Annotated in this window: 11 protein-coding genes; 8 read left to right on the top strand and 3 right to left on the bottom strand. The window is 38.7% G+C overall.

From position 1 onward, the window contains the following. Nucleotides 1-75: 75 nt before the first annotated feature. Together tsf and rpsB are read right to left on the bottom strand one after the other, a co-directional pair. A complete protein-coding gene (gene tsf / locus QZ265_RS02150; RefSeq protein WP_296402943.1) occupies nucleotides 76-954 on the bottom strand; it encodes a translation elongation factor Ts in 879 nt (292 codons plus the stop codon). Nucleotides 955-1,217: 263 nt separating this feature from the next. After that, a complete protein-coding gene (rpsB, locus tag QZ265_RS02145; RefSeq protein WP_296402941.1) occupies nucleotides 1,218-2,015 on the bottom strand; it encodes a 30S ribosomal protein S2 in 798 nt (265 codons plus the stop codon). Between the two features lie 674 nt (nucleotides 2,016-2,689). Here rpsB and map point away from each other — a divergent pair. The 8 genes from map to QZ265_RS02105 all read left to right on the top strand — a co-directional run bounded on the left by map (nucleotide 2,690) and on the right by QZ265_RS02105 (nucleotide 14,842). Then, nucleotides 2,690-3,490 carry a type I methionyl aminopeptidase gene (gene map, locus QZ265_RS02140; protein ID WP_296402938.1) on the top strand — a complete coding sequence of 267 codons (801 nt, stop codon included), beginning with the start codon at nucleotides 2,690-2,692 and terminating at the stop codon, nucleotides 3,488-3,490. A 249-nt stretch (nucleotides 3,491-3,739) separates the two neighbouring features. Beyond that, nucleotides 3,740-6,439 carry a [protein-PII] uridylyltransferase gene (glnD, locus tag QZ265_RS02135; protein WP_296402936.1) on the top strand — a complete coding sequence of 900 codons (2,700 nt, stop codon included), beginning with the start codon at nucleotides 3,740-3,742 and terminating at the stop codon, nucleotides 6,437-6,439. 89 nt (nucleotides 6,440-6,528) lie between these two features. Then, nucleotides 6,529-7,752 carry a succinyldiaminopimelate transaminase gene (gene dapC / locus QZ265_RS02130; RefSeq protein ID WP_296402934.1) on the top strand — a complete coding sequence of 408 codons (1,224 nt, stop codon included), beginning with the start codon at nucleotides 6,529-6,531 and terminating at the stop codon, nucleotides 7,750-7,752. Between the two features lie 257 nt (nucleotides 7,753-8,009). Further along, the gene (locus QZ265_RS02125) at nucleotides 8,010-10,064 is read left to right on the top strand and encodes a DUF294 nucleotidyltransferase-like domain-containing protein (protein WP_296402932.1); all 2,055 of its coding nucleotides are present in this window, start codon (nucleotides 8,010-8,012) and stop codon (nucleotides 10,062-10,064) included. A gap of 77 nt (nucleotides 10,065-10,141) precedes the next feature. Continuing rightward, on the top strand, nucleotides 10,142-10,747 hold the full coding sequence (locus tag QZ265_RS02120; protein ID WP_296402909.1) for a 3'-5' exonuclease: 606 nt from the start codon (nucleotides 10,142-10,144) through the stop codon (nucleotides 10,745-10,747). 206 nt (nucleotides 10,748-10,953) lie between these two features. Next, the gene (locus tag QZ265_RS02115; protein ID WP_296402907.1) at nucleotides 10,954-13,218 is read left to right on the top strand and encodes a D-alanyl-D-alanine carboxypeptidase; all 2,265 of its coding nucleotides are present in this window, start codon (nucleotides 10,954-10,956) and stop codon (nucleotides 13,216-13,218) included. A 41-nt stretch (nucleotides 13,219-13,259) separates the two neighbouring features. Further along, entirely contained in the window at nucleotides 13,260-13,802 is a 543-nt protein-coding gene (locus QZ265_RS02110; protein WP_296402905.1) for a YetF domain-containing protein, read from the top strand. A 146-nt stretch (nucleotides 13,803-13,948) separates the two neighbouring features. Next, the gene (locus tag QZ265_RS02105; RefSeq protein ID WP_296402904.1) at nucleotides 13,949-14,842 is read left to right on the top strand and encodes an N-acetylmuramoyl-L-alanine amidase; all 894 of its coding nucleotides are present in this window, start codon (nucleotides 13,949-13,951) and stop codon (nucleotides 14,840-14,842) included. Between the two features lie 95 nt (nucleotides 14,843-14,937). On the opposite strand, the gene QZ265_RS02100 is transcribed toward QZ265_RS02105, so the two are convergent. Beyond that, nucleotides 14,938-15,744: a M48 family metallopeptidase gene (locus QZ265_RS02100; protein WP_296402902.1), complete on the bottom strand. Its 807-nt coding sequence runs from the start codon at nucleotides 15,742-15,744 to the stop codon at nucleotides 14,938-14,940. Nucleotides 15,745-15,912 lie beyond the last annotated feature (168 nt).

Here is a 15,912-nt window from a genome sequence, read left to right as displayed (position 1 = left end):
AAAAAATAGCCCATCACAAAGTGATGGGCTATTTGGTATTAAATTAAAAAAAGTAAAAAATTCTACCTGTTAATACTATTTATTAGCAGCAGCTTGAGCAGCAGCAACTTCAGCAGCGAAGTCTTCTTGCTTTTTCTCGATACCTTCGCCTACTTCAAAACGTACGAAGTTTTTAACAGCTACGCCTTCGGCTTTAAGAACATCACCAACTTTCTTTTCGTTGTCCATTACATAAGCTTGACGAACTAATACTACTTCATCTAGATACTTACGTAGGCTACCTTCGATCATTTTTTCTACGATGTTATCTGGCTTACCTGATTCACGAGCTTTGGCTTCAGCGATTTCTTTTTCGCGCGCTAAAACATCGGCTGGAACATCAGTATCATTAGCAGATATAGGGTTGAATGCAGCAATATGCATGGCAAGATTCTTACCAGTTTCTTCGCTACCGCCTTCAGTTGATACCACAACACCAATACGTAAGCCATGACGGTAAGAAGCTAAGTTATCACCTTCAACGATTTGGGCGCGACGTACTTGAATGTTTTCACCAATTTTTTGAACCAATGACACACGTGCTTCTTCTACAGTCTGACCATTACCATAGTCAAGTTCTGAAATAGTTGCCACATCAGTAGTATTGTTAGCTAAAGCCAATTCAGCTACTTTATTTGCAAATGCAGTGAAGTTATCATCTTTAGCTACGAAGTCAGTTTGACAGTTTACTTCAACTAAAATAGCTTTATTGCCTTCTTGAGCAATAACGATTGCACCGTCAGCTGCGATGTTACCCGCTTTTTTAGCTGCTTTAGCTTGACCAGATTTACGTAAATTATCGATTGCTTGTTCGACATCACCAGCAGTTTCTTCTAGAGCCTTTTTACATTCCATCATGCCAAGACCAGTACGATCACGAAGCTCTTTAACTAATTTAGCAGAAATATTAGACATATTTTTTCCTCTATTTGAGTTGTTATGGCGTTTAAAGTTATTCAATAAATTATTTGATTAATTGCGCAGTGTAAGTTTATAAAATGACAAGGGCATGACGAGGGTATCCACATCATGCCGCGATTAATCATACATTACTTATAAGATTAGGTAAGGCTTAAAAGATTTAATGTTTTTTTACTTTAATGCCTTAATTACTATCCGGCTTTTAAAGCATCATCTAATAAAATTACCTAATTCAGTTTTTTTGTGTCCTACTAAATTTATTCAGCTGAATCTGCTTCTGGTGCAGCAACTTCTTCAGTTTCAGTCGCAACTTCTTCAGTAACAGGTGCTTCAGCAGCAGAACCACCAGCTTGAGTTTTAGCGTATTCTTTACCAGCAATAATAGCATCAGCCATACGAGTAACATATAAAGTTACGGCACGGATAGCATCGTCGTTAGCTGGAATAATATAATCAACGTTGTCTGGGTTTGAGTTAGTATCAACGATACCGATTACTGGAATACCTAAGTTCTTAGCTTCTTTAATAGCGATTGCTTCATGGTCAACGTCTACAACGAAGATTGCGTCAGGTAGACCGCCCATATTTTTAATACCGCCTAGAGAACGCTCTAATTTTTCCATAGCACGCGTACGCTCTAAAGCTTCACGCTTAGTTAGCTTAGCAAAAGTACCGTCTTCAGCTTGTTTTTCTAGCTCTTTTAAACGGTTGATTGACTGACGTAATGTTTTCCAGTTCGTCAACATACCACCTAACCAGCGATGATCAACATATGGTTGACCTGCACGTAGCGCTTGCTCACGGATTACTTCGCTTGCCGCACGCTTAGTACCAACAAATAATACTTTGTTGTTTTTAGAAGCTAGATTATTCACAAAAGTCAAAGCTTCATTAAAGGCTTTCACAGTGTGCTCAAGGTTGATGATATGGATTTTGTTACGGGCACCAAAGATATACTGATTCATTTTTGGATTCCAAAAACGAGTTTGGTGACCGAAATGAGCGCCCGCTTGAAGAAGGTCACGCATTGGCATATTAGTTGGACTGTTTGACATGTAAATTCCTTAGAAAGTTGGGTTATGCCTCCACATTACAAAAATCACCGATTTATCGACACGCATTTACCGATTTATATCAAAGTCAAAATTACTTCTTACCTATAAATACTAAGTAAATTAATCAAGCCGATAAACACCCAGTAATTCTTAAACGCAATGTGTGTGTCATTGGTTAATAAATTCAGAGTTTACTTATTTATGCACTGCTATTGATAAGCCACTTGCACTACTAAACAACCTACGTTGCTAAACAAATGACTAAATCACAGAGAAAATAAAATAAGGTGCATATTTTACCACAATCAATACCGATATAGAAGACTAAGTAAGCGCAATAGCATGGTTTATAATTGGCTAAAAAATCCTATTAACCGTCGTAACATATGCACAAATTAAAATTATAAACTGCTATGATATAATGATTACTTTATAAAGTTATTGCATAGAAATTATAAATAACTACACTTTTATAACCGTTTTATCTTAAATATATTCGCTTCTATTAAATTGCTATAAACCTTGATAAATAATTTATAGTTTATGTTTATAGCTTATGGCTTTAGTTGAATAATTTATTTTAAAAATTGTCTCTACGTTATAATCTCTGCATTATTAAAAGTACTTTGTCCTATAATTCTTTTCTTCCCACTTAAAGTAAATACAATATCATTATGAGTAAAACTGATAACTTAATACTTGGCCCTGAAGCCATCGAAAAAATGCGTATTGCGGGTAAACTTGCTAGTGATGTCTTAGTCATGCTTGATGAGCATGTTAAAGAAGGCGTTACTACTGAAACTTTAAACCAGATAGCGCATAACTATATTGTTAATGAACAAGGCGCCATTCCTGCACCTTTAAACTATGGTCACCCCCCTTTTCCCAAATCAATTTGTACCTCAGTTAATCATGTGGTTTGTCATGGTATACCTACTGACAATAAAGTCTTGAAAGACGGTGACATCATTAATATTGATGTAACAGTTATCAAAGATGGTTACTATGGCGACACTTCAAAAATGTGGATCATTGGCGAAGGCTCAATCATGGCAAAGCGTATCTGTGATGTGGCGCAAAAAGCCTTATACGCTGGTATGAGTGTGGTGAAAAATGGTGCTCATTTGGGTGATATTGGGGCTGCAATTCAAGAAGTTGTTGAACCCGAGCGTTTTAGCATCGTACGTGAATTTTGCGGGCATGGGATTAGCAATACCTTCCATCATGAGCCGCAAGTCATGCATTATGGCCGTAAAGGAACGGGTATCGAATTAAAGACGGGCATGACTTTCACTATCGAGCCGATGATTAATCAAGGCACTTGGCAAACTAAAATCTTGCCGGACCAGTGGACAGCGATAACCAAAGACCGTAAATTATCTGCCCAGTGGGAACATACTTTAATGGTTACAGAGAATGGTTGTGAAGTGTTTACCACTCGACCAGAAGAAGATTTAAGCTTTTTAATTGCATAACTAATAAAAGACTGCTAAGGCAGTCTTTTTTATGCTAAAAAAATAATGTAATCCTGTTTAACATAGCTCTATACTATAACTAGCTCTATACTAAAATAGCTCTATACTAAACAAGATAAACCAATCTCTAGTTTCATCGGTTTTTTCAAACTCTATAAAACCCATGACACTATTGTAAAGTTACATAACGCTTATCAAATAAATTAAAAAAAACAAAATTTGTCATTTATATTGCGCTTGGATCCCAACATGTTTATTACCGACTCAATCGACACCTTAATTCCTGAGTTACCTGATATTTGGAATGTTTCATCCTGCCAGTCAAGAAACTTAGGCATACCTGATTGGCTTAAGCAGGTTGAGAAGGATATATCATTAGCTTTAGAAAGAGGTGTCGATATTCGATGCTTGGTGGAAGCTCGTGCTGAAGCAATTGACACCCTTTTAATTGAGCTATTTAAACTGCATGAATTGCAACATACTGACTTGGCACTGTTTGCAGTTGGGGGTTATGGACGCGGAGAGCTATCGCCTTACTCAGATGTAGACATATTACTATTATCACCCGATACCCTAAATGATGAAACCACAAAAAAAATTGATACTTTCGTGGCTCGATTATGGGATATTGGCATTGAGCCTGGGCTGTCGGTACGAAGCGTTCAGGATTGCTTTCAAGTGGTTACAGATATAACGGTTGCAACTAACTTATTAGAAGCTCGTTTATTGGCCGGAAATGAGCAACTTAAAAATGCACCCAATGATATTGTGCAACAGCAATGGTCGCAAAAGGATTTTTATGAAGCCAAGATGGCGGAAGCCCGGGCTCGCCATTTAAGTCATAATGATACCGAATATAATCTCGAACCCGATATAAAAAAATCTCCCGGTGGTCTGCGTGATATCCATAGCATTGGCTGGATAACTAAACGTTATTTTAGAATTGGTAAGCTCTACGATTTAGTGCCACAAGAGTTTTTAACAGAAAAAGAATATGATGAACTGATTTTCGCCGAAGGGTTCTTGTGGCGCATTCGTCATCACTTGCATCATTTAACTGGACGCGATGAAAATAAACTGCTGTTTGATTATCAGCGTGACATTGCTGACCGAATGGGCTATCAGGCGGGTCTAGATGATGAGCCTAATGCGGCTGTTGAAGCCTTTATGCGTGATTACTACCGCTGTGCGATGCAAATTTCAACATTGTCTGAGATGTTAACTGCTCACTATTACGAAACCTTAATTGAAGCTCGCCTGCCAGAATCAGAATGTCCTGTAAAATCGGTGCTTAATGCGCACTTTAATCAAGTCGGTGATCATATCGCTATGGCCCACCACCATGTTTTCGCTCAACATCCAGACGCTATTTTAGAGATGTTCTTATTAATGGGTCAGCATGGCATTAAAAAGATTAGGACCCCTACTTTGCGCGCTTTAAAGATAGCCGCAAGAGGTATAGACCAAAGCTACCGAGATAACGAATTGCATAAAAAGTTGTTTTTAGACAACTTAAAAGAGCAAAACTTTTTATACCAGCGTTTACGTATCATGAAGCGTTATGGGGTTTTGGCGAATTATTTACCTCAATTTGCCAACTTAGTAGGCTTAATGCAATACGACCTATTCCACCGTTATACGGTTGATGCTCATATTTTATCATTGGTACGCATTCTACATCGTTTTACCGATCCTAAGTACAAAGATGAATACGCACTAGTGGGGTCAATATACGAACGAATTGAACGTAAAGAAATTATTGTTCTGGCAGCTATTTTTCATGATATTGCAAAAGGCCGTGGCGGAGATCACAGTCTATTAGGTGAGATTGACGCCATAGAATTTTGTCTTAATCATGGTATGAGTGAAGCAAATGCTAAGTTAATTGGTTGGTTAACCAGATACCACTTATTGATGTCGATGACAGCGCAAAAGCAAGATATTTCTGACCCTGAAGTGGTCACTAGATTTGCCAATTTAGTAGGTAATGTCACTCATCTTAACCATTTATACGTGTTAACTGTTGCTGATATGAATGCCACCAATCCACAGCTGTGGAACAGTTGGCGCGCAAGTCTATTAAAACAGCTTTATACTCAGACCCGTCGTATTCTAAGAGCGGATCTCGATGCTCCAAGCAACCGTCAAGAAATGATTGCTACTACGCGTCAACAAGCTTTAACCATGCTTGATAAGGTAGACAATCATCACATGAAACGCGAGGAAGTGTTAGCGTTGTGGGATGAGCTGGGTGATGAATATTTTTTGCGTGAGATTCCAGAAGCCATAATCTGGCATACTGAAGCTATCTTGAATCATCCTCCTATTGGACGTGCTTCAGATGCGAACAGTGAGCCGCTTATTGTACTGCGTGAACACAGAGAATTGGCGCTTGATGCGGTGCAAATCTTTATTTATACTCAAAATCAGGCCAATCTATTTGCAGTGACAATGGCGGTATTTGATCAAATGAATTTAGATGTATTGGACGCTAGAATTATCACTGCAACCCGTGATTTTGCGCTAGATTCTTATGTACTTTTAGATCGCCATGGCACCTTACTCAATGATAGTGATTCGCGCGAAGAACTAAGCCGTCGCCTAATTGAGGCATTTAAGAATCCCGAATCTCCGAAATTGGTTCAAAAGCGCTTACCTCGTAGATTAAAGAACTTCCACGTACCGACCACCATTGATTTTAACTATAATGAAGCCAATCACCAGCATATCATGAGCATAACTACGCTGGACCAGCCTGGCTTATTGGCCCGTATCGGACAAGTGTTCTTAAATGAAGGGATTGAGGTTCATGCCGCTCGAATTACCACCTTAGGAGAACGTGCTGAAGATATGTTTTATATCAGCGATACCGGCGATGCGATGCTTGGTGAAGATAAACTAGAGCGTCTAAAAAATACGTTAACTGAAGTGTTAACCCCTACGACTTAAATCATTTACATAAACTAGCGTAGACATTTTACAAACTATAAAATACTTTCAATAAATATCAGATAAGTACAATACTTAATAGGCTAATCATGAATCCAAAACTAAACTTATTACACCCTTATCCTTTTGCAAAAATGGCCACGCTGTTAGCGGATTCAGTGGCTGCCACTGAGTATGAGTCTATCAAGTTGGGTATTGGAGAACCTAAGCATGAACCTCCTGAATTTGTACTTAAAGTTTTAGCCGATAACTTGAATAAGGTGCAAAACTACCCGAGTACCAATGGTCTGCCAGAGCTACGTCAAGCTATAGCGCTGTGGCTCACCAAACGATTTAAGCTCGCGCAAATTGATGCAGACACACAAATTATTCCGGTTATGGGCACTCGTGAGGCATTATTCAGCTTTGTTCAAGCAGCTATTGATATCACTCAAAGCACAAATGATGACAGTAAACCGTTAGTGGTAATGCCTAATCCCTTTTATCAAATTTATGAAGGGGCCACTTTGCTAGCTGGTGCAGAGCCTTATTTTGTACCTTGTAGTATAGACAATGATTTTAAAGGCGATTATCGCTCAGTACCAAGTGAAATATGGCAACGTACACAATTGGTTTTTGTATGTAGCCCTAATAATCCTACGGGCGCGGTATTTAGCGAAGCCGACTGGCAGGCTTTGATTGAATTGTCAGATGAGTATGACTTTATCATTGCCAGCGATGAGTGCTATAGCGAGCTTTATTTTACAACGCCGCCCGTAGGTCTGCTTGAAGTTTGTGCAAAAATAGGTCGTAATGACTTCAAAAACTGCGTGGTCTTTCATTCATTATCGAAGCGATCAAATTTACCAGGGTTACGTTCAGGTTTTGTTGCTGGTGACGCAAACTTGCTTAAGCCTTATTTGCAGTACCGTACCTATCAAGGCTGTGCCATGCCTATTCATCATCAGTTGGCTTCGATTGCTGCATGGCAAGATGAGGAACATGTTCAAGCCAACCGAGACCTTTATACTCAAAAATTTGACTTGTGGATGTCTGAGCTTGGAGCCTCACTAAAGCTTAATAAACCTGATGCAGGTTTTTACTTTTGGATGGCGGTGCCTGAATCATTTAAAGATGAGCAAGGTGATCCTGATGATGAGGCTTTCGTAAAGGCTTTATTTGAAAAAGTTAATATTAATGCCCTTGCTGGTCGTTATTTGTCTAGAGAAATAAATGGAACAAATCCAGGGAAAGGCTTTGTTAGATTAGCCTTAGTAGCTAGTGTTGAAGAGAGTCGAGAGGCCATTAATCGTATTAAGACCTTGCTTAGTTAATCTAAACTATTAGGGCGTGTCCCTATTTGGATTATGAGGCTAAAAATGAGATAGATTTTTGTCAAACACGAATAATTTCGAAGATAATATAGGCATATTAGCTAGAAATTAGACACAGTTTGGCGAAAATATAGCCATTTTTAGACCATAACTTATTTAATTTGCAAATAGGGACATGCCCTAGTTAGAGATAAGCATTTACTGATTGGATTCACCAATTCAGTGTATTTTGCAAAAATAAAACCATGGAGTGGTTCATGACAAGGCTAGACTTTACTCAGCCTCCCTTTGACGTTTTAAGCTCAAGTGAACGTGAAAGTCTAAAAAAACAAACCCAAATTCGTTATTTGGCCAAGGACGAAGCGCTGAGTGCTGAAGACTGTAATTATTTTTATGTGGTATTAAAGGGCTGCATTCAACAAAGTTTGGCCGGTGATGAGTTGCATGATTTCGCCGCCACTAACTTTAGTAATGACTGGTTTGATGCCCGCAAGCAGCCTGTTGATGACGGCCATTACTTACCATCTTCAAACCTAGCAGTCACGAGCAATATTTTATCTAATACTTCTGATACTGAGTCTAGTAGCATTAAAGATAGTTATTATAATAATAGCAACTTTAATCACAATAACGACAGTAACAGTGACAATCTCAATACTTATCTTTATCGAGCTATTGAGGACAGCCTCTTGTTACAAGTGGAGCCTCAGGCAATAGATCGTCTATCAGTACAAAATCGACATATCCGTAAACTATTAAATGGAGAGTTGGCTGAGCGGATGCAAGCGTATAGTGAACGAGGGCAAACCAACCTGTCGCCGCTAAACCCACCTCGCTCTTTGGAAAATTTTAGCTCAGGCACACAAGCAGAATCTCAGCAATTAATGCTACAGCCTGTCACGGCTATTCGCATGCTCGATGTCCATACTATTTCAGAAACGGCTACTTTATTTGAAGCCGCAACCACCATGACTCAAGCTGGTTTAAAACATGTACTTGTAAAGCGTTCCCCCACGCTGGAAAGACATCCAACCCGGGCTCACCAGAGTAATCTTGGCATGCTTACCGATGCTGATATCTGTCGTGCTGTCAGCGAGCGGGTCGATATGGCCACTGCATTATGCCGCGATTATGCCAAATTTAAGCTACACACTATTTGTCATAAGCAAGACATTAGTGAGGCATTATTAACCATGATTCGACACCGAGTACATAGGTTACCGGTGCTAGATGAAAATGAGGAAGTCATAGGCGTTCTGAGTCAAAGTGATATATTGGCATTTTTGAGCCATCACTCCCAACTGGTTACCATTGAGATTGAACAAGCTGATAGTATCTCAAGTCTTAAACGTCCTGTAGAGCACATTGGTCAATACATTCGTGCCCAACATAATAATGGTATAAAAATTGGGGTTATCAGCCGTATTGTACAAGCATTAAATGCCCATGTCTTTGCTAAACTATGGCGCTTGATTGTTCCTGATATGGTATATGAAAACACCTGTATTATTGTCATGGGCTCTGAAGGACGTGGCGAGCAAATCATGCGTACTGACCAAGACAATGCACTGATTATTCGTAATGGTTTTAATGACCCAAAATTGGCTGACTATGCCGAAACATTTAATCACGCTTTGGCAGAAATGGGATATCCTTTATGTGAGGGTAATATCATGATGACCAACCCCATATGGCGACAGCCTCTAAGTCGATTTAAAGCTGAAATATCCACATGGTTTGGTCAAAAAGAGCCTGAACATGCCATTTGGCTCTCCGCATTGCTTGATGCCTCTTATGTCTGCGGTGATGATAGATTACTTGAAGGACTTCGTAAGCATCTACAAGTGGCACATCGAAGTGCGGACCCTATGTATGTGCGTAGTTTTGCTAAGGCGGCCCTTCAATTTGGAGAGGTCAATCAGTGGTGGAAAAAGTTTGTTCCTATCATTGGCAAACCTATGGAGCAAGACATAGACTTAAAAAAAGCAGGCATTTTTCCTTTGGTACACGGCATACGTGCTTTGTCATTAGAGAATGATATCTTTGAAGTTACCAGTACCAAAGCTCGATTACAGCAGTTGGCCAATATTGGTGTTCTCACCCCTAAGCGTGCAGAAACTTTAAATGAGGCACTTGAATTTTTTATGGCAAGAAGGCTAGATATTGCACTTGCGACCGATGATAAGTTAGCTCGAAAGGTGGATCCTTCTACGTTATCAGCACTCGAAAGAGATTTATTAAAAGAGTGCTTGAACTTGGTTAAAGGGTTCAAAAATGAGTTGAGACAACGGTATCAATTAGAAATTATTTAGATAGCTATTTTGTTCTAGTTATTAAGTTATTAAATTATTAAGCTGTTTTACTTTAATTACTATTACTGGCGACGATTATGAACCTTATACAGCAGTTAAAGTCTGCTTGGTATCTAAAGCGGCTAACTCGACCAGAATTTAAAGATATGTTCACGCCCCCAGAGCCCAATAGCTGGGTGGCTATTGATTGTGAAATGACAGGTTTGAATTCCAAAAAAAACCACTTGCTGTCTATTGCTGCGATTCATATTGATGATACAAAGATACAGAGTGGCAGTGGCCTACATTTAATCTGTTGTCCACCAGTAATGCCAGAAAGAGATACCATTGTGATTCATGGTTTACGCCCTAAAGATGTTGAAAATGGCTTAAGTTATGAACAGATGCTCAATTGTCTACTACCATTTATCGGTAATAGGCCTATAGTAGGTTACTGTCCTCAGTTAGACCTTGGCTTTCTAAACAAACTAACCAAATCTTACATAGGCACTGCCCTACCCAATCAAGTTATCGACATACGCGACTTATACGACCGCTATAGTGGCAACCCTACTCAGGGCATATCACATCAAGCACAGCAGCTTGAAGCCATATGTAAACAGTTACAGCTGCCTGAATTAGCCGCCCATGATGCTTATAATGATGCTCTAATGACTGCAATGGTTTTTTTACACCTAAAGTAATTTACAAATATTCATAAATAGTTTTTTATTGCCTGTCATTTGAATTGTATTGTGTTTTATAACCTTGATTTAATGTTCCGTCCTGCAATTTTTAATAACCATAACAGCCGTTATAATGATTGAATGAATGAATGAATGAGTGAGTGAATGAATAAATTAATTGAATTTAACTAAGCTGTCTGAAACTAACCGATGGTTGTATATCTATGACGCTGTCTAATCAAAAATTGCCTTTTTTCTTATTTTGCTACCACAAGTATTCTAAAAATCCACTTAAACCCAAGACTTTTACTAAACTGGTAACTTTACTGGGTATATGTTGTAGCTTATCGACTTGGACTCACGCTCAGCTTCCGCCACCAGTAGCGTCTGCTCTAAATCAGGCTAAAATTAGTACAGATGATATTAGCCTTATTATCATGCCAGTAAATCCTGTAATGAGTTCTAATCAATCATCAGCGGTGCTTGAAAGCAAACTACCTAAAGTGGTTAACTTAACAGAGGACGTCTTGCAGCAGGATACGTCGACAAATGCCGATGAGCTACCATCAGGGTCCGATGCCAATGTGTCAAATATCGTAGCGCCATCCAAAGCTGTCTCGTCACATATTACCGATAATATTTTGAAAACCATTAAACAAGCCAATACAGCTATACAAGCTAATACCGTAAATCTAAACAATACCGATATTCAGGTTAGCAACGCTAGTCAAACTGTCTCAAAACCATTGCCTGCTAATCAATCAACTGCTGCTAATAAATCAACTGCTGTTGATCAATCAATCAAAATCCAGCCCTTAGCTTTTGACAATGAGCCTAATAGTGCAGTCATGTCTACGATACCAAGTTTAGAATTCCCTATCAGACATTTGGCAGATATACCACGTACCCCTGCCAGCACCATGAAGCTAATTCCTACTTTTATTGCTTTGGACTTATTAGGGCCGGACTTTATATGGTTCACTGAGGTTTATCACACTGGTGTTATATCAGGAAACACACTATATGGTGATTTAATTATTAAAGGTAGCGGTGACCCTAAATTAACCGAACAAAGACTAAATAAACTGCTGGAACAAGTACAAAAAGCGGGTATTCGTCATATTAAAGGCGATATTGTATTGGACAGTTCAGTATTTCAGGGTGTAACTAAAGATTCTGCAGCTTTTGATAATGACCCTCTAAGGCCTTATAATGCTAGCGCTGACGGTTTTCTTATTAATTTTAACTCATTAGAGGTGACCACAGTTGCTTTATTAAATGAGGGTATCTCAAGACTTTATTACAAACCTAAACTGGCAGATTATGATCTTCCTAATACCATAGCAAACACTGCTGAAGGTAACTGTTCTTCTGTCAAATCTAGTTTGTCACCAGTTTGGCAAGGCTCAGGTCTTAAATTTAATAAGATACTTCCAAAAAGTTGTGGCACACATACTTTTTATCTTGCCTACCCTGATCCCAAAGATTTTTCTAAGCGGGTTATCAAGAGCCAATGGTTAAACCTTGGCAATACTTTATCCGGTAATATTAAGTTTTTAGGTATTAGCAATACGGTCAGCGGTGATATGATTAATACAGAAAGCCCTATTAAAACTATTTATGGTAGCTATCTTAATATGGGTGCAGGTATGAATGCAGATATCGGTAAAGATATCGGTACAGATATGTATGCTGATAGAAGTGCCGATTTGGGTATTGATAAGCGATTAGATAAGAATGTTGATAAGCATGTTGATAAGAGTGATAATAAAAGTATTGATAAAAATATTGCCATAAAAACAAGTTTAGATAAAGAGAATGCTTTGGCGCTCGCCTACTCATTTTTGCCCTCATCACCCCTACCTTTTGTCCGCTATCCTTCACTACCGCTATCAGAGCAAATATACGATATCAATCATTACTCTAATAATGTTATGGCGGAGCAAGTTACGCTAAGCTTGCCCTTATATACCAAAACCTTAATCAAAGCGGATGCCCTTAATGCCCCGCCAATTGTTAAGATTAGCAAGTCAAGACAGATAAATCAGTCTGATTACTTAAAATCATTGGCAACCATTAATCAGTGGTGGCAAAGTCACCTCACCACTTTACCGCCAGTGATGACTAACGGTTCAGGACTCTGCCGTGATTGCACAGTAACTGCTGATAATTTGGCTGAACTGCTAAGCTTTGCATACAATCACCCCAATTTTAATACCTATGTTAATTCATTGGGTGTGGCTGGTATTAGTGGTACTATTGCTGATCATGCTGATCGTTTACCGAACTCTGCTGCCATAGGACGAGCTTGGATTAAGACAGGTACTTTAAATGATGTCACGTCTATGGCCGGTTACGTGCATGGAAAATCAGGTCAGGATTATGTCGTAGTGGGTATCATTAATGGCTCAAAACCTGAACAGCCTTTAAATACCTATGAAGCACGCTATGTTCTTGATACCATGTTAGATTGGACTGCAAATCAATAACTCTTCCTACCTATAGCCACTACAAGGGACAAACTTAGCCTATGGACATGTTACTTTTCGACAGTCAACAGACTTTAGTACGAATGATTATATCTGCATTCGTTGTATACTTTTGTATTGTGCTGTTTCACAAAATATCGGGGAAACGCTCAACTTCACAGCTGAACAATTTTGACTGGGTGGTTACGGTTATGATTGGCTCAATTGGGGCCAGTACCATTATTTTAAAAAGCGTTCCTTTGGTTGAGGGCTTGGCATCAATAATAACTTTGTTGGTGTTGCAGTACTTAGTGACCAAATACTCTGCTATTTCACCCGAATTTGCCAATACTATTCTATCAGAACCCCGTGTGGTGTTTTACCAAGGACAGTTTTTACCAGAGGCCATGCGTAAAGAGCGTTTGACTCGCCAAGAGATAGAATGTGCCATGCGCAGTGAGGGTATTCATGATTATGAAGAGGTAGCTGCGATAATCTTCGAAAGCGATGCCAAATTAACGGTGGTACCTAAACGATCGGACGCTAATAGACTTGATGAAGATGGTGATATAAAACCTTCTGATACTTTAAAGCCACTGCTATAACTTTATCGCAACCTAATAAAAGATAGTAATTATAGAAAAGTTTAAACCGTTACCATATTTCCTAATATTAAAGTAGTTTGGTCGTTATAATAATTACTTCAATCCCTTCATTGTTTTATTTCAATCAATAAGTTTTAAGTTGCCTTATGGTCGAAGTCATCGTTCAAGAAAATAAACCCCTTTATTCTGCTCGATTATTATTAACTTTAATAATGGGACTTGGGTTAGTTATGACTCAAATGAGCTGCGTAGGCAGTTCTCGTTTCGTAATCGATAGCCAAAGCTATCAAGCGCAGGGTAAGAACCAACGTATCTCGTCAATTGTTTTGCATTATACAGCTGAGGATGAAGAAGAATCTATTCGATTACTAACCACAGCAAATGTCAGTGCTCACTATTTAATTCCGTTGACACAAAACAATAAAATTTATCAACTTGTAGCGGATAATGAGCGTGCATGGCATGCAGGTTCAGGTGAGTTTGCAGGCAGACGAGTATTAAATGACACCTCTATTGGCATCGAAATTGTTAATGAAGGCATCAAAAAAGAGTTTCGAAAAACCCGAAATAGTGACAATAACGGTTATCATCCTTCGGAACATTTTGTTGAATTTAGCGATATTCAAGTTCAAAAATTAGCACAATTAATTTCAAGCTTGACTAAAAAATATCAGATTGAACCCACACAAATAATTGGTCATTCAGATATGGCACCTTCCCGCAAGATTGATCCTGGTGCAAAATTCCCTTGGGAGCGACTTTATAAAGAGTATGGCATAGGGGCTTGGTATGATGATGTCGATAAGCAGCATTTTATGACAGATGGCTCATTTGAGACAGCAACTGTAGCTGAGATTAAGCAGCTTCTAAAAGACTATGGCTATGCTATTAACGATAGTGATAAATGGGATAAGGCCAGTCGTAATGTGGTCTATGCTTTTCAACTGCACTTTAGACCACAACAGATTGACGCTAAGATGGACTTAGAAACGTATGCTATTTTAAAAGCCCTTAGTAAGAAATATGTAGAAGCAAACTAAGGGATTTTATTTATCTCACCTGATTAAATGACTTAGCGCCTAGCCTTAACTAATAGCGATAATTAATGATAAGCTATCAAACTATTTAACCATTATCATTGACCATTAGGTGCTTTTGCGGCGGCTTGATAAACTGGCATGACTTCGGGTAGTAATGCTTTAATTTTATCAATACGTTGTTGAGAGTTTGGATGCGTAGACATCAAAGTAACTACCGCATTACTACGACCATTGACGGCTTCCATTTTTTCCCAAACTGAGATACCAGCTGCTGGATTATAGCCTGCTTGTGCCATTAAAAGAATCCCAGTGGCATCAGCTTCTGATTCTTGACTACGCGAAAATGGTTTATCAATGCCATATTTGCTAATTAGGCCTACTGCTTGAGAATTTAAGCCAGTTTTGGCTTGAATGGCTGCACCGCCATATTTGAGTGCTAAACCAGTCAAAATTTGTTGTCCTGCATCTTTCTTTCCATGTTCTGCTAAAGCATGCGTCATCTCATGCCCAACAATGGCAGCAATCTCTGCGTCAGTTAAATTTAATTTTTCAACTATTCCTGTATACATTGCCATCTTACCACCTGGCATCGCCCATGCGTTTAATTCAGGTGAACGAATGACACTCATTTCCCAATTAAAAGGAACACCTGTGGTATTGGCTTTGTCAGCATAAGGCTTTAGACGTTTAAAGACTCTTTGAACACGTATGGCAGTGTTTGAAGTCTTATCAATAGCCCCTTCACTAGTTGCGCTAGATACTACCTGACTATAACTTTTAGCAGCATCTCTGTTCATAGTGGCGGTATCGTACCCTGCTAAGTCTGCGACTGTAGTACAGCCTACCATAGAAGAAATAACTGATAATAAAACTATATTTTTAATTTTAGTATAAGATTTCACTAAGTGTCCTTTTAAGTTAGGGAATAAGATTGGAAAGCTACTAGTATTAAAGTAATGCATTTCATTATCGGTTAATTCAGAAAGTGAACTTTTAATCTTATTAATTGATTAAAGCGTATAAAAAATGTAAGTAATGTTGCTATATGGTGATATTATAAAAATAACATA

Source organism: Psychrobacter sp., assembly GCF_018260395.1.
Classification (GTDB): Bacteria; Pseudomonadota; Gammaproteobacteria; order Pseudomonadales; family Moraxellaceae; genus Psychrobacter.
This window is presented reverse-complemented; position numbering and strand designations above follow the sequence as displayed.